Source organism: Kitasatospora sp. NPDC048286, assembly GCF_043201735.1.
Lineage (GTDB): Bacteria > Actinomycetota > Actinomycetes > Streptomycetales > Streptomycetaceae > Kitasatospora.
In genome coordinates this window covers 555,283-576,138 of record NZ_JBICZE010000003.1, presented here as the reverse complement: position 1 = coordinate 576,138, position 20,856 = coordinate 555,283, and the positions used below count along the sequence as shown (strand labels likewise).

General features: G+C 72.8%; 20 protein-coding genes and 1 pseudogene. 10 read left to right on the top strand and 11 right to left on the bottom strand.

Annotation, left to right across the window (positions count from 1 at the left end; genetic code table 11):
• The first annotated feature begins 23 nt into the window (after positions 1-23).
• From ACGF13_RS09825 to ACGF13_RS09805, 5 genes are all read left to right on the top strand, one after another.
• Positions 24-1,340, top strand: coding sequence for an adenosylmethionine--8-amino-7-oxononanoate transaminase (locus ACGF13_RS09825; protein ID WP_392871160.1), 1,317 nt, complete (start codon positions 24-26; stop codon positions 1,338-1,340).
• Positions 1,337-2,095: a dethiobiotin synthase gene (bioD, locus tag ACGF13_RS09820; RefSeq protein ID WP_392871157.1), complete on the top strand. Its 759-nt coding sequence runs from the start codon at positions 1,337-1,339 to the stop codon at positions 2,093-2,095. Before ACGF13_RS09825 ends, bioD begins: the two co-directional genes overlap by 4 nt.
• Positions 2,096-2,147: 52 nt before the next feature.
• Positions 2,148-2,594, top strand: a complete 447-nt coding sequence (locus ACGF13_RS09815; protein ID WP_392871154.1) for a hypothetical protein — start codon at positions 2,148-2,150, stop codon at positions 2,592-2,594.
• A gap of 301 nt (positions 2,595-2,895) precedes the next feature.
• A complete protein-coding gene (locus ACGF13_RS09810) occupies positions 2,896-4,140 on the top strand; it encodes a histidine kinase (RefSeq protein ID WP_392871151.1) in 1,245 nt (414 codons plus the stop codon).
• Positions 4,128-4,781 (top strand): response regulator, encoded by a 654-nt coding sequence (locus tag ACGF13_RS09805; RefSeq protein ID WP_392871148.1) that lies wholly within the window; start codon positions 4,128-4,130, stop codon positions 4,779-4,781. The genes ACGF13_RS09810 and ACGF13_RS09805 overlap by 13 nt, the downstream gene beginning before the upstream one ends.
• Positions 4,782-4,877: 96 nt before the next feature.
• On the opposite strand, the gene ACGF13_RS09800 is transcribed toward ACGF13_RS09805, so the two are convergent.
• The 3 genes from ACGF13_RS09800 to ACGF13_RS09790 form a co-directional block, all read right to left on the bottom strand.
• On the bottom strand, positions 4,878-5,276 hold the full coding sequence (locus tag ACGF13_RS09800) for a hypothetical protein (RefSeq protein WP_392871145.1): 399 nt from the start codon (positions 5,274-5,276) through the stop codon (positions 4,878-4,880).
• Between the two features lie 364 nt (positions 5,277-5,640).
• On the bottom strand, positions 5,641-6,279 hold the full coding sequence (locus tag ACGF13_RS09795) for a DUF6461 domain-containing protein (RefSeq protein WP_392871142.1): 639 nt from the start codon (positions 6,277-6,279) through the stop codon (positions 5,641-5,643).
• 78 nt (positions 6,280-6,357) lie between these two features.
• Positions 6,358-6,978 carry a helix-turn-helix domain-containing protein gene (locus ACGF13_RS09790; protein WP_392871139.1) on the bottom strand — a complete coding sequence of 207 codons (621 nt, stop codon included), beginning with the start codon at positions 6,976-6,978 and terminating at the stop codon, positions 6,358-6,360.
• 111 nt (positions 6,979-7,089) lie between these two features.
• On the opposite strand from ACGF13_RS09790, the gene ACGF13_RS09785 reads away from it, so the two are divergent.
• Positions 7,090-8,526, top strand: a complete 1,437-nt coding sequence (locus ACGF13_RS09785) for an aminopeptidase P family protein (RefSeq protein WP_392871136.1) — start codon at positions 7,090-7,092, stop codon at positions 8,524-8,526.
• 184 nt (positions 8,527-8,710) lie between these two features.
• Here the strand turns inward: ACGF13_RS09785 and ACGF13_RS09780 are convergent, their stop codons facing one another.
• Positions 8,711-9,382 (bottom strand): class I SAM-dependent methyltransferase, encoded by a 672-nt coding sequence (locus ACGF13_RS09780; RefSeq protein WP_392871133.1) that lies wholly within the window; start codon positions 9,380-9,382, stop codon positions 8,711-8,713.
• 83 nt (positions 9,383-9,465) lie between these two features.
• Positions 9,466-10,815 (bottom strand): phenylacetate--CoA ligase PaaK, encoded by a 1,350-nt coding sequence (gene paaK, locus ACGF13_RS09775; RefSeq protein ID WP_392871131.1) that lies wholly within the window; start codon positions 10,813-10,815, stop codon positions 9,466-9,468.
• 353 nt (positions 10,816-11,168) lie between these two features.
• Here paaK and ACGF13_RS09770 point away from each other — a divergent pair, with 353 nt between their 5' ends.
• The 3 genes from ACGF13_RS09770 (at position 11,169) to ACGF13_RS09760 (ending at position 14,542) form a co-directional block, all read left to right on the top strand.
• Positions 11,169-12,713 (top strand): hypothetical protein, encoded by a 1,545-nt coding sequence (locus tag ACGF13_RS09770; RefSeq protein WP_392871128.1) that lies wholly within the window; start codon positions 11,169-11,171, stop codon positions 12,711-12,713.
• Between the two features lie 40 nt (positions 12,714-12,753).
• A complete protein-coding gene (locus tag ACGF13_RS09765) occupies positions 12,754-13,131 on the top strand; it encodes a hypothetical protein (RefSeq protein ID WP_392871125.1) in 378 nt (125 codons plus the stop codon).
• Between the two features lie 247 nt (positions 13,132-13,378).
• A complete protein-coding gene (locus tag ACGF13_RS09760; RefSeq protein ID WP_392871122.1) occupies positions 13,379-14,542 on the top strand; it encodes an ROK family transcriptional regulator in 1,164 nt (387 codons plus the stop codon).
• 216 nt (positions 14,543-14,758) lie between these two features.
• On the opposite strand, the gene ACGF13_RS09755 is transcribed toward ACGF13_RS09760, so the two are convergent.
• Positions 14,759-15,532, bottom strand: a complete 774-nt coding sequence (locus ACGF13_RS09755; protein WP_392871663.1) for a GntR family transcriptional regulator — start codon at positions 15,530-15,532, stop codon at positions 14,759-14,761.
• A 355-nt stretch (positions 15,533-15,887) separates the two neighbouring features.
• Here ACGF13_RS09755 and ACGF13_RS09750 point away from each other — a divergent pair, with 355 nt between their 5' ends.
• Complete coding sequence (locus ACGF13_RS09750) at positions 15,888-16,691, top strand: exodeoxyribonuclease III (RefSeq protein ID WP_392871119.1); 804 nt, start codon at positions 15,888-15,890, stop codon at positions 16,689-16,691.
• Positions 16,692-16,724: 33 nt separating this feature from the next.
• Here the strand turns inward: ACGF13_RS09750 and ACGF13_RS09745 are convergent, their stop codons facing one another.
• From ACGF13_RS09745 to ACGF13_RS09725, 5 genes and pseudogenes are all read right to left on the bottom strand, one after another.
• The gene (locus ACGF13_RS09745) at positions 16,725-17,123 is read right to left on the bottom strand and encodes a hypothetical protein (protein WP_392871117.1); all 399 of its coding nucleotides are present in this window, start codon (positions 17,121-17,123) and stop codon (positions 16,725-16,727) included.
• Positions 17,120-17,431: pseudogene (locus tag ACGF13_RS09740) on the bottom strand (transposase); the annotation flags it as partial. The pseudogene ACGF13_RS09740 and the gene ACGF13_RS09745, both read right to left, overlap by 4 nt.
• 93 nt (positions 17,432-17,524) lie before the next feature.
• On the bottom strand, positions 17,525-18,505 hold the full coding sequence (locus tag ACGF13_RS09735; RefSeq protein WP_224279292.1) for a 3-oxoacyl-ACP synthase III family protein: 981 nt from the start codon (positions 18,503-18,505) through the stop codon (positions 17,525-17,527).
• 137 nt (positions 18,506-18,642) lie between these two features.
• Positions 18,643-19,818 (bottom strand): hydroxymethylglutaryl-CoA synthase, encoded by a 1,176-nt coding sequence (locus ACGF13_RS09730; RefSeq protein ID WP_224279294.1) that lies wholly within the window; start codon positions 19,816-19,818, stop codon positions 18,643-18,645.
• Between the two features lie 2 nt (positions 19,819-19,820).
• Positions 19,821-20,849, bottom strand: a complete 1,029-nt coding sequence (locus ACGF13_RS09725) for a hydroxymethylglutaryl-CoA reductase (RefSeq protein ID WP_392871112.1) — start codon at positions 20,847-20,849, stop codon at positions 19,821-19,823.
• Positions 20,850-20,856: the final 7 nt, after the last annotated feature.

Below are 20,856 nucleotides of genomic sequence, written 5' to 3'. Positions count from 1 at the left end.
TCCGACCCTCCGGAGAACGCACCATGCTCCAGCCGTCCGCGGCCGCGTCCGCGTCCGACCTGCTCGCCCTCGACCGCGCCCACGTGTGGCACCCGTACGGGCCGATGCCCGGCACCGTCACCCCGTACGTGGTCGAGTCCGCCTCGGGGGTGCGGCTGCGCCTGGCCGAGCCGGTCGCGGGCGGGCGGCACGAGCTGGTCGACGGGATGTCGTCCTGGTGGGCGGCGATCCACGGCTACCGGCACCCGGTGCTGGACGAGGCGGTGCGCGAACAGCTGGGGCGGATGAGCCATGTGATGTTCGGCGGGCTCACCCACGAGCCCGCCGTCCGGCTGGCCGCCCGGCTGGTGGAGATCACCCCGGAGCCGCTGCGGCACGTCTTCCTCGCCGACTCGGGCTCGGTGGCCGTCGAGGTCGCGATGAAGATGTGCCTCCAGTACTGGCAGTCCACCGGGCGGCCGGCCAAGCGCCGGCTGCTCACCTGGCGCGGCGGCTACCACGGGGACACCTTCCACCCGATGTCGGTGTGCGACCCGGACGGCGGGATGCACCACCTGTGGGGCGGGGTGCTGCCCGGCCAGCTGTTCGCCCCGGAGCCGCCGGCCGGGTTCGACGCCCCGCTCGACCCGGAGTACGCGCAGCACTTCGAGGAGCTGATGGCCCGGCACGCCGACGAGCTGGCCGCCGTCATCGTCGAGCCGGTGGTCCAGGGCGCGGGCGGGATGCGCTTCCACTCGCCGGCCTACCTGCGGATGCTGCGCGAACTGTGCGACCGCTACGGGGTGCTGCTGGTCTTCGACGAGATCGCCACCGGCTTCGGGCGCAGCGGCGCGCTGTTCGCGGCCGACCACGCGGGCGTCTCGCCGGACGTGATGTGCCTGGGCAAGGCGCTGACCGGCGGCTACCTGACGCTGGCCGCAGCGCTGTGCACCGCCGAGGTCGCGGACGGGATCAGCCGCGGCGAGGTGCCGGTGCTCGCGCACGGGCCGACGTTCATGGGCAACCCGCTGGCCTGCGCGGTCGCCAACGCCTCGTTGGACCTGCTGCTCGGGCAGGACTGGTCGGTGGAGGTGAAGCGGATCGGCAGCGGGCTGGCCGAGGGCCTCGCGGCGGCCGCGGACGTCCCCGGCGTGCGTGACGTACGGGTCCAGGGGGCCATCGGCGTCGTGCAGTTGGACCACCCGGTGGACGTTCCGGCGGCGACCGAGGCGGCGGCGCGGGAGGGCGTGTGGCTGCGGCCGTTCCGGGACCTGATCTACACCATGCCCCCCTATGTGACGCAGGACGAGGACGTGGCGCGGATCGCCGCCGCCGTGACCGCCGCGGCGGTGGCCGGATGAGCGCGCGCATCCTGTTCGTGACGGGGACGAACACCGACGTCGGCAAGACCGTCGCGACCGCGGCCGTCGCCTCGGCGGCGCTGCGGGCGGGCCTGAGGGTCGCGGTGCTGAAGCCCGGGCAGACCGGCGTCTCGCCGGACGAACCGGGCGACGCCGCCGAAGTGCGGCGCCTGGCAGGCGATCTGACGATCCGTGAGCTGGTCCGCTACCCCGAGCCGCTGGCGCCCGACACCGCCGCCCGGCGGGCCGGGATGGCGTACCTCTCCCCCGCCGAGGTGGTGTCCGAGGTCGCCGAACTGGCCCGCGCGCACGACCTGGTCCTGGTGGAGGGCGCGGGCGGCCTGCTGGTCCGCTACGACGACGAGGGCCGCACGCTCGCCGACCAGGCCCGGGCCGTGCTCGACGCCGGGCTTCCGGCCGAGATCCTGCTGATCGCCTCGGCCGGGCTCGGCACGCTCAACATCGTCTCCCTCACCGCGGAGGCGCTGGCGGCCCGCCGCCTGCCGCTCGCGGGTGTGCTCGTCGGCTCCTGGCCGGCCGAGCCGGGCCTCGCCGAGCGCTGCAACCTGGCCGACCTGCCCCGCTGCGCCGGCGCCCCGCTGCTCGGCGCACTGCCGGAACGGGCGGGCGGCGCGGCGGACTTCGCCGCCCTCGCCCACGCCTCGCTGGCCCCTGAGCTGGGCGGCAGCTGGGACGCGGAGCACTTCGCCCACGTCCACCGGCCCGAATCGGCCCCGCTTCGCTCGAAGGGGTGATCCCGGCTTCCGCACCTGTCGGAAGCCGGGACGGCTCAATACCGTTCCTTCCATGACAGACGGGCTCACCGCAGACGAGGCCCTGCGGGCCTTGGCCGCCCTCGAGGCGGCGTGGAAGGACGACGACGAGGCACTGTTCGCCCTGGCGGCGGGCGGCACCGGTGAACGGCCGCTGCCGGCGCTGGTCGCCGCGTACGGCGAGCACGCGATGGACACCCTGATGGCGCTCGCCTTCGGGTTGCGCGCCACCATGAGCGACGAGGAGATCGCCGAGATCTCCGATGCCGTCAGCTCCAACATCGGCGCCAGGATGAGCGCCCTGCTGACCCAGACGCTGAAGGCCTGGGGCACCCTGGCGCCCGCGGACGACCTCTCGGTGACGAAGATCATCGCCCACACGGTGATCGACGCGATGCGGGCCGTCACCGAGGACCCCAGCAAGACCGAGGTGCTGCCGCTGCTGGCCACCTTCCGCAGCTACGCCCTCAACGGCACCTGAGGGACGAGGGACCGACGATTCGGTGCGGGCTTCGAGACGAATCGAAGCCCGCACCGCCATGTCCGCACCCTCAGCCATCCGGCAACGGGCATGTGTCCCCAAGTCGAGAAGGCGAGGACGGCGAGGACGGCGAGGACGAACACCAGGCGCTCACCGCGGTGGTAACGCGCTCGGGAAGCATCACGGCCTGGAGGTCCTCTCCTGTCCGACGACAGAATCAGCGACGGTGGCACTGGTGCCACCATGGATTCGGGTGCCAGGCTCATGGCAGACCCCCGTCGAGGTGCCCTAGTGTCTGATCATGATGATTCCACCCGCGCTGAGGCGCTCGGCGCTTCGGGTGCGGCGGGACACCGGCTTCCTGGCCGCCGGTGTCATGCCGCACCTGACCCTGGTGCCCGTGTGGGCCTGGGCCGCGACGGTCGGCCCCGAGACGGGGAACTGGGCTCTGGTGCTCACCGTGTCGGTCGCCCTGATCCTGCTCGGTGTCCCGGTGCTGACGGCCGTTCAGCGGTACCGCCACCGGGCACTCCTCGGAGTGGACATCCCTCGTCCGACGCCCACGCCGGAGCGGTGGTCGTGGGCGGCAGTCGCCCGACGGCTTCCCCTGACGCGTATCTGGCGCCAGCTCGGATACCACCTTCTTCTGGGCCCGCTGGTGGCCGCGTTGGAGCTGTCGGTGCTCGCGATGGCGGCCGCGGGCCTGGCGGGCGCCATCACCTGCGGCTGGGTGTGGGCGCTGCCGGTGGGGGTCCGCCAGGACTGGTTCGGTTACGCGACGCAGGTGCCGTGCTACACGGTGGCCGGCATCGCCCTCCTGTGTGCCATGCCCTGGATTGCGGGGGCGGTGGCCCGGACGGAGTCGCGATTCGCGTTGGCGCTGCTCGGGCCCAGCCGGGCCCAGCGGCTCCAGGAGCGGGTCGAGTACCTGGCCGGGAGTCGCACCGACCTGATCGAGGCAGTCGACGCCGAGCGCCGCCGGATCGAGCGTGACCTGCACGACGGCACCCAGCAGCGGCTGGTCTCCCTCGCGGTCAACCTTGGCCTGGCCATGGCCACGCGCCCCGACCTGCCGGGCGAGGCCCGCGAGGTGATCGCGGAGGCGCACCTCGAGGCGAAGGAGGCGATCGCCGAACTCAACGATCTGGTACGCGGGTTGCACCCGGCCGTCCTCGAAGACCGAGGGCTGGACGCGGCGTTGTCCGGGTTGGCCGCCCGGGTACCGTTGCCGGTGCGCCTGCGGGTCGATCTTGAGGAGCGGGTGGTGCCCGCTGTGGAGTCGGTCGCGTACTTCGTGATCTCCGAGGCGCTGGCCAACGTGACCAAGCACGCTCGCGCGACACGTGCCGAGGTGACCGTCAGACGGGTCGGGAAGGTGTTGCGGGTGTATGTCACCGACGACGGGCTGGGTGGTGCCGACGCCTCCGCCGGTACGGGGCTGAGCGGGCTGGCCAAGCGGATCGGCTCCGTCGACGGGACCTTCCGCCTCAGCAGCCCCGTCGGGGGACCGACGACCATCGCGGCGGAGTTGCCGTGCGAGCGGTGATCGCCGAGGACTCGGTGCTGTTGCGGATCGGTCTGGTCAAGGTGCTGGAGATGGGTGGTTTCCAGGTCGCCGCGGAAGTCGGTGACGGGGAAGCGCTGCTGGCGGCAGTGGAGGAGCACCGGCCCGAACTCGCCCTGGTCGACGTCCGGATGCCGCCCGGCTTCACCGACGAAGGGGTGCGCGCCGCGATGGTGATCCGTCGGCGGTGGCCGCGGACGGCGGTGGTGCTGCTCTCGCAGTACGTGGAGGAGCGGTACGCGGCCGACCTGCTGGCGACCAACACCAGCGGCGTGGGCTACCTGCTCAAGCAACGCGTCGCCGATGTGACGGAGTTCGTGGAGGCGGTGCAGCGGGTCGCGAACGGGGGCACGGCGCTGGATCCGCAGGTCGTCGCCCAGCTGCTGCTGCTGCGACGGGACAGCGACCCGCTGGACCGGCTGACCCCTCGTGAACGGGACGTACTGGGCCTCATGGCCGAGGGGCGCTCCAACGCCGGCATCGCCGAGGCGCTGACGGTCAGCGAGAGCGCGGTGGCCAAGCACATCAACAACATCTTCGCCAAGCTCGACCTGCCGGTGATCGACACGGACCACCGCCGCGTGCTCGCCGTTCTGCGCTTCCTCGGAGCGTCCCAGGCCTGACCGGCCTCTGGCGTCGGCACGGGCGGACAGCCCGGCGCTTCTTCGGCATGCGCGAGCGGCGGCGCGGCGGCGCGGCGGCGCCGAGCCACCCACCGCTCAGCGGTCCTGCGCGACCAGGAAGCGGCCGGAGCGCCAGTGCAGGCGCGCCGGGCCGCCGGTGGGCCAGTCGTGGTTCAGGTGGCGGCGGTCGCGGCCGAGCGCGCCCAGCTCCCGCGGGCGCAGGGTGCCCGCCGTCAGGCCGGTGGCCTCACCGTCGGTCACCGGCATGATCGTCACGTACTGGGCGTCGTCGCCGCCCATCCAGTCGACGACCTCGGTGTAGATCCAGACGTACCGCTGCGAACACTCCCGGCAGCGCCGGAGGTTGACGGCGAAGCGCGAGCCGTCCACCACCGCCGTCTCGTGCTCGAACCCCTCACGCTGCCGCCCCCACACCGCCCGTTCGTCCTCGCCGTAGCACTTCGCGCAGCCGAACTCCGCCAGCGGCCTTCCCATCGGTCGACTCCCTGTTCCGCGACGTCCCGTGTCGCGGCCCATGATGCCCGCAGGGCCCCGTCGACCGGCCGGACGGCCACCCGTCCGAGGAACAATTCACGGCCCGTTCCCGCGCCGTTCGCGCCCCAAGGGGGAGATGTGCCCGCCCGGTTGACGACGCGTCCGGGGAACGGTCCCCGGGGCGTCAGGACTCCGGTGCCGGGCGGGGCGGCGGGCCCTCCCGCAGAAGCAGGCCCGCACCGCCGTCGAACCCGATGCCCTGGAAGGAGGCACCGGTCCTGACGTGGTCGAATCCGAGTTCCCGACCCACCACGCTACGGCCGCCCGTGCCCTTTCCGGCACCCGGCCGGCGGCGCGCCTCGGATCAGTCGGTCTCCAGCAGCACCGCGGGGAGTTCGGCCTCCCGCACCAGGGTGCGCGGCAGGGTGAGCGCGAAGTGGCGGCCGAGCACCTCCAGGCAGGTGCGGTGGAGGTCACCGCTCTCGCGCTCGGGGTCCGGCAGCCCGGCGGCGGCCAGCTCCGCCGTCAGGGCGGCGGCCGTGGCCGGCTCTCCCCGGACGTCACCGGGGCCCCAGGTGGGGTCCAGGTGGAGGTTGAGGTAGCAGTGCTCCCGCCCGTCCCGGTAGCTGCTGAAGAACGGCGGCACCGGCTTGCCGTTCTCCTCCTCGAACTCCAGGTGGAAGACCTCGGCACCGCCGCGTGAAACGGACGGCGGGATCGTCAGCTCGCCCTGCCAGTAGCCGTACGCCACCGCGAAGGCGAGGTCGCCGCTGCGCCCGTGGTGCAGCGCGATGTCCTCGACCTCGCCGGCGAACTCGAGCTCGTAGTCCTCGACCAGGTCCTCCGCGGTGAGTTCGCCGAGCGGTCGTGCGGTGCGCCCCGGAAGCTCCTCGGCGATCCGGGCCACCAGCTCCTCCGGCGTCAGGCCGCGGGCCAGCACGACGCTGTAGCCGCCGTAGGTGATCGACTCGGGTTCCGCCAGCCAGCTGAGTGCGTCCGTCATGGTGATCATCCTGCCCCACGGGCCGGACACGTTCGGTATTCCGAACGATCCGGCGGTGCGCCGAACCGCCGGGACCGCTCAGTGCCAGAGCCCCCAGGAGGCGGCCGGCCGGGCCGGTTCGGCGAGGTGGCCGTGCTGCTCGGCCCGGTACTGCAGCACCAGCACCGAGCGGACCCGCTCGCCGTCCAGCGCGGTGTAGGCGTGCGGGAGGGCGGCGTCGAAGCCGATGTAGTCGCCGGGGCCGAGCTCGATCTCCCGGCCGTCGACCCGCACGCCCAGCCGGCCGGTCTGGACGACGGTGTGCTCGGTGCCGGTGTGGCCGCCGGACTCCTGCGCGGCGCCGGCCCGCACCACCTGGTCGTACAGCTCGAACACCGCGTCCCCGGACTCGATCCGGCGCAGCGGGCGCAGGTCGACGCCCCGCCCGCTGAGCACCTCGGTCTCGGCCGCCCGCACCACCGTGACCTCGCCGCCCGGCCGGGCCTCGACCAGGTCGGAGATCGGCACGCCGAGCACCCGGGAGAGCCCGAGCACCGTCTCCAGCGTCGGGTTCCCGGCCCCGGACTCCAGCTGGGAGAGCGTCGCCTTGCCGACCCCGGCCTGCCGGGACAGCTCGGACAGGGACAAGCCACGCTGGGCCCGTACCCGCTTCAGATTGGCGGCGAGGACGCCCCGGACGGATTCCTCGGCGTCGTTCACTCTCGACCTCTTCTCACCAGGCACTGTTCGATATACCGTACGGGACGCACACCGACGGACGGGGCAGCGTAGCGAAACGCCTCACTTCCCTCACCTCACCAGGAGACCGCAGTGACCGAGCCCGCCGAAACCATCAAGTACCGGAAGAACGGCCTGACCCGCGGCGTCACGGACGAACTCGCCGAGAGCATGACGCAGGGCTGGGCCGACACCGAGCGCACCGCCCTGGAGCCGGTCCCGCAGGCCGCGCACACCGCCCGCCGCCGCGCGGAGCTGTCCGCCGCCTTCCCCGGCGAGCTGCTGGTGGTCCCCTCCGGCAACCCCAAGGTGCGGGCCAACGACACCGACTACCCGTTCCGCCCCTCCTCCGACTACGCCTACCTGACCGGCGACCAGTCCGAGGACGGCGTCCTGGTGCTCACCCCCACCGGCGAGAACGGCCACGAGGCCGCGCTCTACCTGCGCAACCGCTCCCGCGTCGACAACGGCGAGTTCTGGCTGGACGGCCACGGCGAGCTGTGGGACGGCCGCCGCAACAGCCTGACCGAGAGCGAGCAGCTGTTCGGCCTGCCCTGCCGGGACGTGCGCACCGTCGGCGCCGACCTGCGCGCCGCCACCGGCCCGGCGCGGGTGCTGCGCCGCCACGACGCGGGCGTGGAGGCGGCCCTCGCGGACCGGGCGGACGCCGAGCGGGACGAGGAGTTCGAGGTCTTCCTCTCTGGACTGCGCCTGGTCAAGGACGAGTTCGAGATCGAGGAGCTGCGCTTCGCCTGCGCCGCCACCGCCCGCGGCTTCGAGGACGTGGTGCGCGTCCTCGGCACCGACTCGGAGACCGCCGAGCGGCTGATCGAGGGGACCTTCTTCGTCCGCGCCCGGATCGAGGGCAACGACGTGGGCTACAGCACCATCGCCGCGGCCGGCCCGCACGCGACCACCCTGCACTGGGTGCGCAACAACGGCCACGCCCGCCCCGGGGACCTGCTGCTGCTCGACGCGGGCGTGGAGACCAACCACCTCTACACCGCCGACGTCACCCGCACCCTGCCGGTCTCCGGCCGGTTCACCGACCTCCAGCGCAAGGTCTACGACGCCGTGTACGCGGCCCAGGAGGCCGGCATCGCGGCCGTGCGGCCGGGCGGGCAGTTCCGCGACTTCCACCACGCCGCCCAGCGCGAACTCGCCGAACACCTCACCTCCTGGGGCCTGTTCGGCGACCTGAGTGCGGACAAGGTGTACGAGCTGGGCCTGCACCGCCGCTTCACCCTGGCCGGCACCGGCCACATGCTGGGCATCGACGTCCACGACTGCGCCCACTCCCGCACCGAGGAGCACGTCGACGGCCCGCTCAAGCCGGGCATGGTGCTCACCGTCGAGCCGGGCATCTACTTCCAGGAGAACGACCTGACGGTGCCGGAGGAGTACCGGGGCGTCGGGGTGCGGATCGAGGACGACATCCTGGTCACCGAGGACGGCAACGAGAACCTCTCCGCCGACCTCCCGCGCCGCTCCGACGAGGTCGAGGCCTGGCTGGCCCGCCTGCGCGGCTGACGGACGAACGCCCGGGGCCGGTGCTCCCGTCCTGACGGGGCGGGAGCACCGGCCCCGGGCTCGGTCGGGCGGATGTGCGGCGGCCGGCGGGCGGTCGGGCCGGCAGCGGCTTGACCGGCCGACCACGACGTTCGGACGGCCGCCCCGCGGCGCTCGGACGATGACTCCTCGGTGTGGGCGGCCGTCAGCCGAGGCGCCACACCGTGGTGGTCTTGACCGCGGTGTCCTCCAGGTCCGCGACCACCGGCACCTGGTACGCCGCCACCGCGGTGAACCGTTCCCGGGGCAGGTAGGCCCGGCCCGGGTCGCCGACGATCACGGTCGCGCCGCGCGCCGCGGCCCGCTCCAGGAAGGGCAGGAAGCGGGCGGCCATGGCCCGTTCGTAGAAGACGTCGCCCGCGAGCACCACCTCGGCGGGCCCGCCGTCGCCGTCCACCAGGTCCACCAGGGCGCCGTCCACGCGTACCCCGTTGGCCCCCGCGTTCAGCCCGATCGCGGCCACCGCGTAGGCGTCGATCTCGGCGGCCCGCACCTCCGTGGCCCCGCGCAGCGCGGCGGCCACCCCGACCAGCCCGGAGCCGGCCGCGACGTCCAACACCGTTCGGCCGGCGACCAGTTCGGGGTGGTCAAGGACGTAGCGGGCCACCGCCACACCGCCCGCCCAGGCGAAGGCCCAGAACGGCGGCGGCAGCCCGGCCTCCCCGCGTGCCCGCTCGGTGGTCTCCCACAGGGCGATGGCGTCCTCGGCCATGTGCAGGCGGATCTCGGGCACGAACGGGACGGGCTTCAGCTCGGTCTCCCGCCGGATGAAGGCGAGGTCCTCGGCGGGCTGAAGAGTGCGCAGCTCACTCGGCATGCCCCGCAGCATAGAGCCCGCGCGGGGGTCGCTCCGCCACGCTGCCACGCTTCCGCCCGTCATCCCGTCACCCGCGCACCGGCTCAACCCCGTTCGTCCACCACCCGCTTGATCTTCCCGACCGAGCGCTCCAGCGTGTACGGGTCCACCACCTCGACCGCGACGGTGATCCCGACCCCGTCCTTCACCGCGCGGGCGATACCGGCCCGCGCCGACTCCCGCTGCTCGGTGGCGGCCTCCGGCCGGGCCTCCACCCGGACGGTCATGCTGTCCATCCGCCCCTGCCGCCCGAGCCGCAGCTGGAAGTGCGGGGCGACGCCCGAGGTGCGCAGCAGGATCTCCTCGATCTGGGTCGGGAAGACGTTCACCCCGCGCAGGATGATCATGTCGTCGCTGCGCCCGGTGACCTTCTCCATCCGCCGGAAGGCCGGCCGGGCGGTGCCGGGCAGCAGCCGGCTGAGGTCGCGAGTGCGGTAGCGGATGATCGGCAGGGCCTCCTTGGTGAGCGAGGTGAAGACCAGTTCGCCGCTCTCCCCCTCGGGCAGCACCGCGTCGGCCCCCGGCTGATCGGCCAGCGGGTCGACGACCTCCGGGTAGAAGTGGTCCTCCCAGATGTGCAGCCCGTCCTTGGTCTCCACGCACTCCTGGGCGATGCCCGGGCCGACGACCTCGGAGAGGCCGTAGATGTCCACGGCGTGCAGGTCGAGCCGCTCCTCGATCTCGCGCCGCATCTCCTCCGTCCAGGGCTCGGCCCCGAAGATGCCGACCCGCAGCGAGGTGCTGCGCGGGTCGACGCCCTGCTTCTCGAACTCGTCCAGCAGGGTCAGCAGATAGGACGGGGTGACCATGATGATCTCGGGCTCGAAGTCCAGGATCAGCCTCACCTGGCGGGCCGTCATGCCGCCGGAGGCCGGGATGACGGTGCAGCCGGCCCGCTCGGCGCCGTAGTGGGCGCCCAGGCCGCCGGTGAACAGCCCGTAGCCGTAGGCGATGTGCACCTTGTGGCCGGCTCGGCCGCCGGCCGCGCGGATCGAGCGGGCGACCACGTCGGCCCACATGGAGAGGTCGTTGTCGGTGTAGCCGACCACGGTCGGCTGGCCGGTGGTGCCGCTGGAGGCGTGGATCCGGCGGACCTGCTCCATCGGGACGGCGAACATGCCGAAGGGGTAGCCCTCGCGCAGGTCGGCCTTGGTGGTGAAGGGGAAGCGGGCGAGGTCGTCCAGGGTGCGGCAGTCCTCGGGGCGGACCCCGGCGGCGTCGAACTTGCGGCGGTAGAGCTCGACGTTGTCGTACGCGTGCCGCAGGGTGGCCCGTAGCCGGGTGAGCTGGTGGGCGCGCAGTTCGTCCGGCGTCATCCGCTCACCGGCGTCCAGGAGCTCGGGCGGGATCGGCTCCCCGAGGTGTCGGCGCGGGACGGGTGCGGTGCCGGTCATCGTCGCTCCTTCGCTGCTGCTCTGCCTGCGTCCTGCCGGGCTCCGGCCGCGTCCTGGCGGGCGCCGCCTGTGTCCTGCCGGGCTCTGTCCGTGTCCCGTCCGCCCCAGGCTGCCTACCGATCGTTCGGTCAGGCCCGTTCGGGTCCATTGATCCAGCACCCGAACCACCTGTCAAGGGATCGCACAGAGCTTCCGGAATGTACGGTTCCGACCACTTCGCGGTGACTTCACCTCGGCAGCTTGGCTATCCGATATGAAAATCATTACAGAAGCTTGACTTGCTACCGGCCTCCCGCGCCCCGCCCCCGTGGTTCAGTAGTGCGGTTTCTGCCCCGTACCCCGGAGTGATCACCGTGCCCACGACTCCCGCCCTGGTCAGCGCGCTGCGCGAACTCGGCGACCGACCCGCCGTCGTCGCCGACGGGCGCGCGATCAGCGGCATCGGCCTGCTGCTCGGCGTCTCCCCGCCGGGCGGCCTGCCCCGCGCCCTCGCCCGGCGCGTCGCCGAGCACGCGGCGCTGGCGCCCTCCGCCGCCCGGGCCGCCGAGCAGCGGCTGCGCTACTGGGCCGGCGTCCTCGGCGCGCCCCCGATCCGGCACACCGTGCTGCACCCCGTCACCGACCTCGCCGTCGAACTCGCCCTCGCCACCCTGCTGGCCGGCGGCACCGTCCACTGCGGCGACCCCGAGCAGCAGCCCGAACAGCAGCTCGAAGCCGTCGTCGCCGCCCGGGCCACCCACCTCAGCCTGCCCTCCGCCCTGCTCTGGCCGCTCAGCCGCCAGCCCGGCCTCGCCGCCCACGACCTCGGCGCCCTGCGCCTGGTCCTGCACGTCGGCCCCGAGCCCCGCCAGGAGGACGTGTACGCCGCCGTCGACGCGCTCGGCGCCGTCCTCGCCCACGTCCGCGCCCCGGACAGCAACGCCGAGGCCGCCGACCGCCGGCTGCGCGCCGACGCCGAGAGCGCCTCCGCCGCCGCCTGGAAGTACGGCATCGGCATCACCGCCGCCCAGGTCCGCGACTTCGGCGCCCAGCTCGACCGGGCCGTGCTCGCCGCTCTGCTGCACACCCTCCAGCAGAGCGGCGCGCTGACCGACCCCGCGCGCGGCTACCCCGAGGCCGAGGTCCTGGCCGCGGCCATGGTCACCCCCGCCCAGCGCCCCCTGGTCACCCGCTGGCTGGATGCGCTCGCCCGGCACGGCCTGCTCGCCCGTCAGGACGGCGGAGCCCAGGGCCCGGTCTTCCACGGCGGGCCCGGACCGGCCGCCGCCGAGGTCCGGGAGACCTGGCGCCCGGCCGTCGAGACCTGGGCGGACGGGCTCGGCCCGGCCGCCGCCCTGGACCGGGTCCGCCGCGGCGCCCTGCGGCTGCCCCGGCTGATCACCGGCGCGGAGGCCCCCCGGCCGGCCGCCTCCCCGGTCCGCTGGGCCGCCGCCCGGGCCTTCCTCGGCGCCGCGCTCGGCGCGCTGGTGCGCGGCAGCGCCGACGCCCACCAGGGGCCCGGGCCGCTGCGCGTCCTCGAACTCGACGCCGAGGGCGGCGAACCCGCCGTCGCCCGCGCCCTCGCCGCCCGGCCCCGACCGAACACCGAGCACCACACCGCCCCCGACGGCGGCCGCTACGACGTCGTCATCGCGAGCGTGACCGGGCAGTCGACGCGGGACGTCCCCGAGCTGGTCCGGCTGCTCTCCCCCGGCGGCCGGCTACTGCTGCTCGCGCCCACCGCCGAACAGCTCGACCTGCTGATCACCGGCGACCCCCACGGCCTCACCGCCCGCCCGGCCGAACACTGGCGGGCCGCGCTCACCGCCGCGGGCTGCCCGACGGTGCTGACCCTGCCGGAGGAGGGGCACCCGATGGCGCTGCTGGGACAGCGACTGTTCGCGGCGCGGGTGGACTGACGGGAGACGCCGGGGGCAAGGCTGGCTACGCTCAAGGGTCATGACCGCTTCCACGCGTCCGGCCCGACCCGCCCGCGGCTCCCTCGCCTCCCTCGGCTCCCTCGGATCGCTACTGTCGATCGACTCCATCGGGTCCATCGGGTCCGTCCTGTCCATCGGGTCCATCGGGTCCATCCTCTCCGTCGGCTCGATCGGGTCCGTCCTCTCCATCGGCTCCATCGGGTCGATCGGGTCCCTCGGCTCGATCGGGTCCATCCTGTCCGTCGGCTCCATCGGCTCGATCAGGTCGGCCTGTTCCACCCTCGGTGCCCTGTCGGCCGGCTCCCGGCTCGGCCTCGACTCGCTGCTGTCGCAACGTTCCCGCCGGTCGGCGGGGCCCCGGCGGCTCGCCTGCCCGCCCACCGTGGCCGGGCGGTGAAGTCCGGATCACGCACCGCCACCCGATCCGTACCATTTCGATACCGAAGCCGGGATGAGCTGCGAAGATCCTCGCCGCCCGGGCCGGTCCCCGGGTAGGCTCCGCTTGTCCTCCGGCCCTCGCGCAGGCGGCCCCCTGCCGCCCTGCCGCGTTCTCCGGGGGGCGCAACCCCGCGGGCCATTCGGTGGGCACCGCGCACTCGACACCGCGCGCCAGGGCAGTCGCGCGAACGGCGAAGGGCATCGCATTGGCGGATCGGCTCACCGGAGGAGACTCCTCGCTGCTGCGGCGGATCAACGCGGCGGTCACGCTCCGGGCGCTGCGCAACGGCCACTCCGTGACCCTCACTCAGCTCGTCGGCGAGACCGGACTCTCCCGCCCGACGGTCGAGGGCGTGATCGAGGGCCTGGTCGAGACCGGACTGGTCGCCGAGGTCGACCAGCCGAGGGACGACGGCCAACCAGGCACCGGCCGCCGCGGTCGCCCGGCCCGCTGGTTCCGCTTCCGCGCCGAGGCCGGGCACATCCTCGGCATCGAGATCGGCGTGCACGACATCCGGGTCATCCTGGCCGACCTCACCGGCGAGGTGGTGGGCAGTCACTTCAAGCCCGTGGACGAGAGCCTCGACGCCGAGGACCGGCTCGCCGCCGTCCGCACCGCCGTCGCCGAGGTGCTGCGCAAGGCCGGCATCTCCCGGGACAACCTGTGGTCGGTCGGCATCGGCACCCCCGGCATCGTGGACCGCGAGGGCACCATCCGGCTGGGCACCGCGATGCCCGGCTGGACCGGGCTCGACCTCGGAGCCCGGCTGCGGCGCTCCTTCCGCTGCCCGGTCCTGATCGAGAACGACGCCAACCTGGCCGCCATCGCCGAGCACTGGCAGGGTTCGGCGGTCGGCGCCGACGACGTCGTCTTCGTGATGGCCGGCCTCAGCCCGGGCGCCGGCTCCCTCATCGGCGGCAAGCTGCACCGCGGTTTCGGCGGCGCGGCCGGCGAGATCGGCGCCCTGCACCTGCTCGGGCAGGATGTCACCCCCGAGCGCCTGCTCTCCACCACCGGAAAGCCCCTCAACCCGCTGGACGAGGCCGCCGTGGCCCGCGTGCTGCGGCTGGCCCGGGAGGGCGACGAGGTCGCCAAGGTCGCCATGGACCGCTTCCTGACCCGCCTCGTCCAGGGCGTCGCCGCGCTCGTCCTGGCCATCGACCCGCAGCTGGTGGTGATCGGCGGCTGGGCGGCCGGCCTCGACGGCGTCCTGGACCCGCTGCGCGAACGCCTCGCCCAGCTGACCCTGCGCGCCCCGGAGGTCGCCCTGGCGGCCCTCGGCTCGGAGGTGGTGGCGATGGGCGCCCTGCGCGTCGCCCTCGACCACGTCGAGGAGCAGCTCTTCGCGGTCGACCCGCCCCGGGCCTGACGCCCCGGCGGGGCGGCTCGTCACGTCGGTGGGGCGGCTCCCTCGTGGGCGGAGCGGATCGTCAAAGGCTCACGACACCGCCCTTCCCCCGCCACACTGCCGGATCTTCCGATGCCATGCGGGCCACGCGGGCCACGCGCGCCATGCAGGCCAACGGCAAAGGCCCGGACGCCAGTTGGCGTCCGGGCCCCTACCTGAGGGTGTTCGGAAAATGGTTCAGGAGGCGGTACGGACCTCGGCCGTCGCACCGACCGGGGTGACCTCGACGAGTCCGGCCTCGCCGAAGGTCAGCTTGCAGGTGTCCGCCCGGTAGGTGGAGACGGCCAGCGCCACCAGCCGGCCGGCCGAGGCGTACTGGGTGGTCATCACCAGCACCGGCGCGCCGGGCGGGCGCTCCAGCAGCGCGGCCTGCTCGGCCTCGGCGACGCCCAGCTCCACCGAGCGGGACTCGCCGTCCACCTCCAGGCGCTCCAGCTGGCGCAGCACCGAACGGGCGCGGTCGCTCTCGGCGCGGAAGCCCGGCAGGTGCGGGAGGGCGGCGGCCGGAACGTGCAGTGCCTCGGAGGCCACCGCGCGGCCCTCGACCAGGCGGACCCGGCGCACGGTGTGCACGGTCGCGCCCTCGGCGATGCCGAGGCCCTTCGCCAGCTGGGCGGGGGCGGGGGCGGTGGTGCAGTCGATCGTGCGCCAGGACTGGCTGCGCGCGGCGCCGGGCCAGCCCTCCTCCTGCCGGCTGACCGGGACGCCGACCCGCGGGGCGGCGATCAGGGTGCCGATCCCCCGGCGGCGCACCAGGCGGCCCTCCAGCTCCAGCTGGTCGAGCGCCTGCCGCAGCGTGGCCCGGGCGACGCCGAAACGGGCCGAGAGCTCGCGCTCGTTGGGCAGGATCTGACCGGTGGAGAACTCCGAGTCGATGGCCCGCAGCAGCACCGTGCGCAGGTGCCAGTACTTCGGCTCCGGCACCGCAGAAAGCTGTCCTGTCGTCCCCACCGTGTCCTCCACCCTGATGCTGTCCGCCCTGCGGCAAGGAGGCCGGATCCCGGGCCCACTGTCCGCTGTCGCGGCAGGTGGGAGAGCGGGCCTTTATCCGTCCTTCTTTATTAAAGGTCCTTGCAGTAAGTGACCCTAGGCGCTCCGTCCGGAGATGGTCAAGACCAATGGCGCGGCTTGATGGGGCCGCCGCACATCTTCATGCCGCGTTCACGACAGCTCCTGTCAGCCGCTGTCACCATCCACGTCGGCGCCCGTATCCGGGGCCGCGTCCGGGGCCGCATCCGCGCCCTCCGGGGCCTCGGCCCGCGCGTCACGATTCGGGTCGGCAACCACCAGTCGGTAGGCTGCCCGGGTGATCGTGGTGACGAGTGTGAACGTGAACGGAATCCGGGCAGCGGCCAAGAAGGGCTTCGTCGAGTGGCTGGCCGGCACCGAGGCGGACGTGGTCTGCCTGCAGGAGGTGCGCTCGGAACCCGCGCAGCTGCCCGTGGAGTTGCGCGACCTGGACGGCTGGCACGCGGTCTGGGCCCCCGCCGCCACCAAGGGCAGGGCCGGCGTCGCCGTCCTCTCCCGGCAGGAGCCGCAGCGCACGGTGATCGGATTCGGCTCCGAGGAGTTCGACGACTCGGGCAGGTACGTCGAGATCGACCTGCCGGGCCTGACCGTCGCCAGCCTCTACCTCCCCTCCGGCGAGGTCGGCACCGAGCGCCAGGACGAGAAGGAACGCTTCATGGCGGAGTTCCTCGTCCACCTCACCGCCCTGCGCACCCGCGCCGCCGCCGACGGCCGCGAGGTCGTCGTCTGCGGCGACTGGAACATCGCCCACCGCCCCGAGGACCTCAAGAACTGGAAGTCCAACCAGAAGTCCGCCGGCTTCCTCCCCGAAGAGCGCGCCTGGCTCTCCCGCGTCTACGACGAGGCCGGCTACGTCGACGTCGTCCGCGCCCTCCACCCCGACCGCACCGGCCCCTACTCCTGGTGGTCCTACCGCGGCCGCGCCTTCGACAACGACTCCGGCTGGAGGATCGACCTCCAGGTCGCCACCCCCGGCCTCGCCGCCAAGGCCGTCGAGGCCTACGTCGAGCGCGCCGACACCCACGCCGAGCGCTGGAGCGACCACGCACCAGTGACCGTGGCGTTCGACCACCAGTTCTGACCGCTCTCCATGGGCAGGGCTCCTAAGAGGACGTTAAGTCCGTTTCTGGTAGCGGCCGCGTCCGGGTTGGTCGAGTAGTCCCTGACGAACGAGTCGTCCCAGGCGGGAGCGGGTGACATTGATCGAGGGCTCGTCGGTGGGCAACCCGAGGAGTTCGTGGAGGTCCCGAACCTGGAAGACGCGCCGGGGGTGCTCGTTGAAGGCGGTCACGATGCGCTGATAGACGGTGGCGGGCTCCTCGCAGGCCTGTGCGTGGTCGGGCAGGGCGAGGCCGTCGATGACCTTGCGGGTGGTGACGATCTCGGCGAGGCGGGCCTCGATATCGGCCAGGGCACGGGTGAGTTGCTCGATCTGCTCTCGCAGGCCGTCGGCGCGTGCGGCGGTCTCGTCGTGTTCGGCCTGCAACAGCCGCAGGAGTTCGGTGACGTTCACGCGGCCAGCCCCAAGTCGTCGCGCCAGGCGGGGCTGGGGGTGGCGAGGCGGCGGAGCATGCCCGCGGTGGAGGCCCAGTAGACGCGGGAGGCGGCGTTGTCCAGCAGGGCGATGCCGGCCTCGTTGTCGTGCGCGCTCGCGGCGAGGATCACCACACCGATGATCAGGCCCAGCACGTCAACGGCGAGTCCCCGCTTCCTGCCGGGCGTCTTCCTGTTCGCGTCCAGTCCCGTGGTCTCCTTCGGCACCCCGGCTGCCACGCGCACGGACTGGGTGTCGATGATCACCAGGGACGGAGCTGAGGCCCGCGACACGGGCCGGCTCGGCGTTCCGCGCCGAGCCGGTGGGGGCCGCCGGCCCGTTCCTCGGCTACGGCGCTTTCCCCACCGGCCCGGACCTTCTCACCACTCGACCAGCGCGAATCCCGCCGACATGCCGCCGCCGAAGCCGGCCAGGAGGATCAGGTCGCCGGGGGTGAAGGCGCCGGCGCGGGCGGCCGCGTCCAGGGTGATCGGGATGGAGGCGGCTCCCGTGTTGGCGTAGTGCGTCAGGGTGCGGTGCATGGTCGCGCGAGGCAGTGCCAGGTCGGCGAAGACGCTGTCCAGCATGGTGCCGTTGGCCTGGTGCGGTACGAAGTGGTCGATGTCGTCGGGCGCGACACCGCATTCGTGCAGGAATCCCTTGACCAGCTGCGGCAGGTGGTCACCGACGAAGTTCCGCACGCCTCGCCCGTCCATCGCGAAGTACTGGAGCCCTGCGTCGAGGACCGTCTGGTCCACCGGCATGCGGCTGCCGCCGGCGGGCACCTCGATGAGCCCCGACAGTTCGCCGAACGAGTGCAGTGAGAGGTGCCGGACACGTGGTCCGTGGTCGACCGGCGCCCCCAGGACCACGGCTCCGGCGCCGTCCCCGAACAGGATCACGGTCCTGCGGTCGGCCCGGTTCAGGATGCGGGAGTACAGGTCCGCACCGATGACCAGCGCATGGCCGCCGGTGCGGGCGAGTACGCCCTCGGCCGCGGAGAGCGCGAACACCGTGCCGGAGCAGACCGCGTTGACGTCGAACGCGGCCGCGCCGCTCGCGCCGAGCCGCTGCTGGACGTAGGCGGCGGTGGGCGGTTGCGGCCGGTCGGGTGTGGACGTGGCGACCACGATCACGGACAGTTCCTCGGCGGAGATGCCGGCCGACCGCAGCGCGGCACGCCCCGCGGCGGTGGCCAGGTCCGAGGTGGCCTGGCCGTCGGCAGCCCATCGCCGTTCCCGGATGCCGGTCCTGTCGGTGATCCACGCGTCGTCGACCCCCGCCGCCGCCGCGGCCTCGTCATTGGACACGATTCGCTCCGGCACATAGGCACCCGTACCGAGAATCCTGACGTCGGTCATACGGCTGCCCTCCCCTCAAATGGATGGAGAACGGTGTGTGTAGAACTGGCCTGCGGCCGTGGCGGGCGCGTGCGGGAGCAGCCGCGGAGGCTGCCCCCGCACGCATGGGACCGCAGGTGTTCGGGATCGCAGGTGTTCTAGCGCGCCTGGTAGATGCGCTTGTGACCGCTGACGCCGGCCAGCCGGAAGGGCCCGGTGGTCTGCTGCGGGGTGGGGTGGTCTCCTCCGTCGGCCGGGAAGGACCACTCGTGCAGCTCGCGGTAGCGGGCGTGGTCGACCGGCTTGCGCCTGGCTATCGCCGCCAGGTTCGCTGCGGTCCGCAGGTGTTCGCGGTAGCCGGGGACGGCCGTGCCCGCGAAGAACTCGGCGACGCTGCCGGAACCGTAGCTGAGGAAGCCGATGGGCCGGTCGGTCAGGTCGTCCGCCTGGTCGAGCAGCGCGGCGAGAGCGAGGTACACCGAGGCGGTGTAGCTGTTGCCGATGGAGGTGTTGTAGGCCACGGTCTGCCCGATGGCGTGCTCGATGTCGGCCTGGTCGGCGCTGTGGCCCGCGTGGTTGAGCAGGTGGCGGTGTGCCTTGTAGGCCATCTTTGTGAACGGCTGGTGGTAGCAGAACGCGGCGAACTCGTCGAGTGTGCGCCCGCCCTGCTCGCCGTAGTCCTTCCAGCTGCCTGCGACCGCCTGCAGGTACGCTTCGACGGATTCCTGCCCGTCGACGAGGGCGGTGGTGCGGTAGTTCGGCCGCCAGAAGTCCATCACGTCGGCGGTGAACAGGCCCGAGGCGTTCTCGATGCAGACCAGGGCGGGGTCGGCGCTGACCAGCATCGCCACCGCGGCGGCACCCTGGGTCGCCTCGCCGGGGCTGTCCAGTTCGTACTTGGAGACGTCGCTCGCGATCACCAGGACCTGCTGGTCGGGGTCGCGTCGTACGAGTCCGATGGCGAATTGCAGGGCGGCCGTGGCTCCGTAGCAGGCCTGCTTCAGTTCGACGACGCGGCAGGCCGATTGCAGGCCGAGCAGTGAATGCACGTAGATGCCGGCGGACTTCGCCTGGTCGATCGAGGATTCCGTCGCGAAGACCACCGTCCGGATCCGTTCGGAACCGTGCCGGGCGATGATCGGGGCCGCGGCGGCGGCCCCCAGGGTCACGATGTCCTCGTCCGCGGCGCACACGCTCATCGACCGCTGGCCGATGCCTATGTGGTACTTGCCGATCTCCGTGCCGTTGTACTCGGCGAGTGCCGCGTGCGACAGGACGTACTCGGTCGTCGCGAAGGACAGATCGTGGATTCCGAAGGAAGCGGCGTTGGACATGTTCAGGCACCGACCTTTGCCGTCTTGTTGTCGCGCTCCAGTTCGACGTGTGCACGCATGAGTTCACCCGGGTTGGTCTGCGCCGCGAGCAGCGAGAGCTCGCCGCAGAGGACCGTCGCCGCCGCGATGACGGCGAGCCGGCGCGCGTTCTCGCCGGGGGCGCGGTCCACGCGGCAGCCGAGGCGGGTCAGGTTCGTCTCCACGAACTCCAGGCCCTTGCCGTTGCCCACGGTGCCGACGATCAGGTTGGGCAGATTGCAGGAGAAGTAGAGGTCGCCGTCGCGGTCCTCGGCCAGGGTGACGCCCTGGGAGCCCTCGACGATGTTGGCCGCGTCCTGGCCGGTGGCCAGGTAGAAGCCGAGCAGCATGTTGGCGTAGTGGGCGTTGGCCGAGCGGATGCCGCCGGCCAGCAGGGTCCCGAGCAGGTTCTTGCGGATGTTCAGCTGGACGATCCTGGCGGCAGTGGTGTGCAGGACGCCTTCCACCACGTCGCGCGGGACGAGCAGTTCCGTGACCACGTTCTTCCCGCGGCCGAGGATGCCGTTGATCGCGGTCGCCTTCTTGTCCGTGCAGTAGTTCCCGGAGATCGATCCGTAGGAGATTCCCGGAATGGTCCGCAGCAGGTGCGTCAGCAGATTGTCGGAGGCGAGCGTGGCCATGTTGTGGCCGGAGGCGTCGCCGGTGCTGAACTCGAACCGGATGAACAGCAGGTTGCCCGCGATCTCGTGCCGGACGGTGAGCAGCTCGGCGAACCGGCTACAGCTGCGGACCACGGCGCGCAGTTCCTCGATCTGCGCCTCGATGGCGCGGGCGGCCGTGTACGCGGTCTGGGCGTCGGTCGCCTCGACGAGCACCGAGCGGGTCATGCGCTCGTCAACGAGGGTGGCGACGATGCCCTGCTCGGTGAGCATGGACACCTTCGCGCCGCGGCCCACGGAGGGCCACAGCGGTGTCTCGTAGGTGGCGAGGGGAACGTGGGTCTCGGTGTTGGCGACGTTCCCGGAGACTCGAAGGGGTCCGACCCACTTCATGGGGACC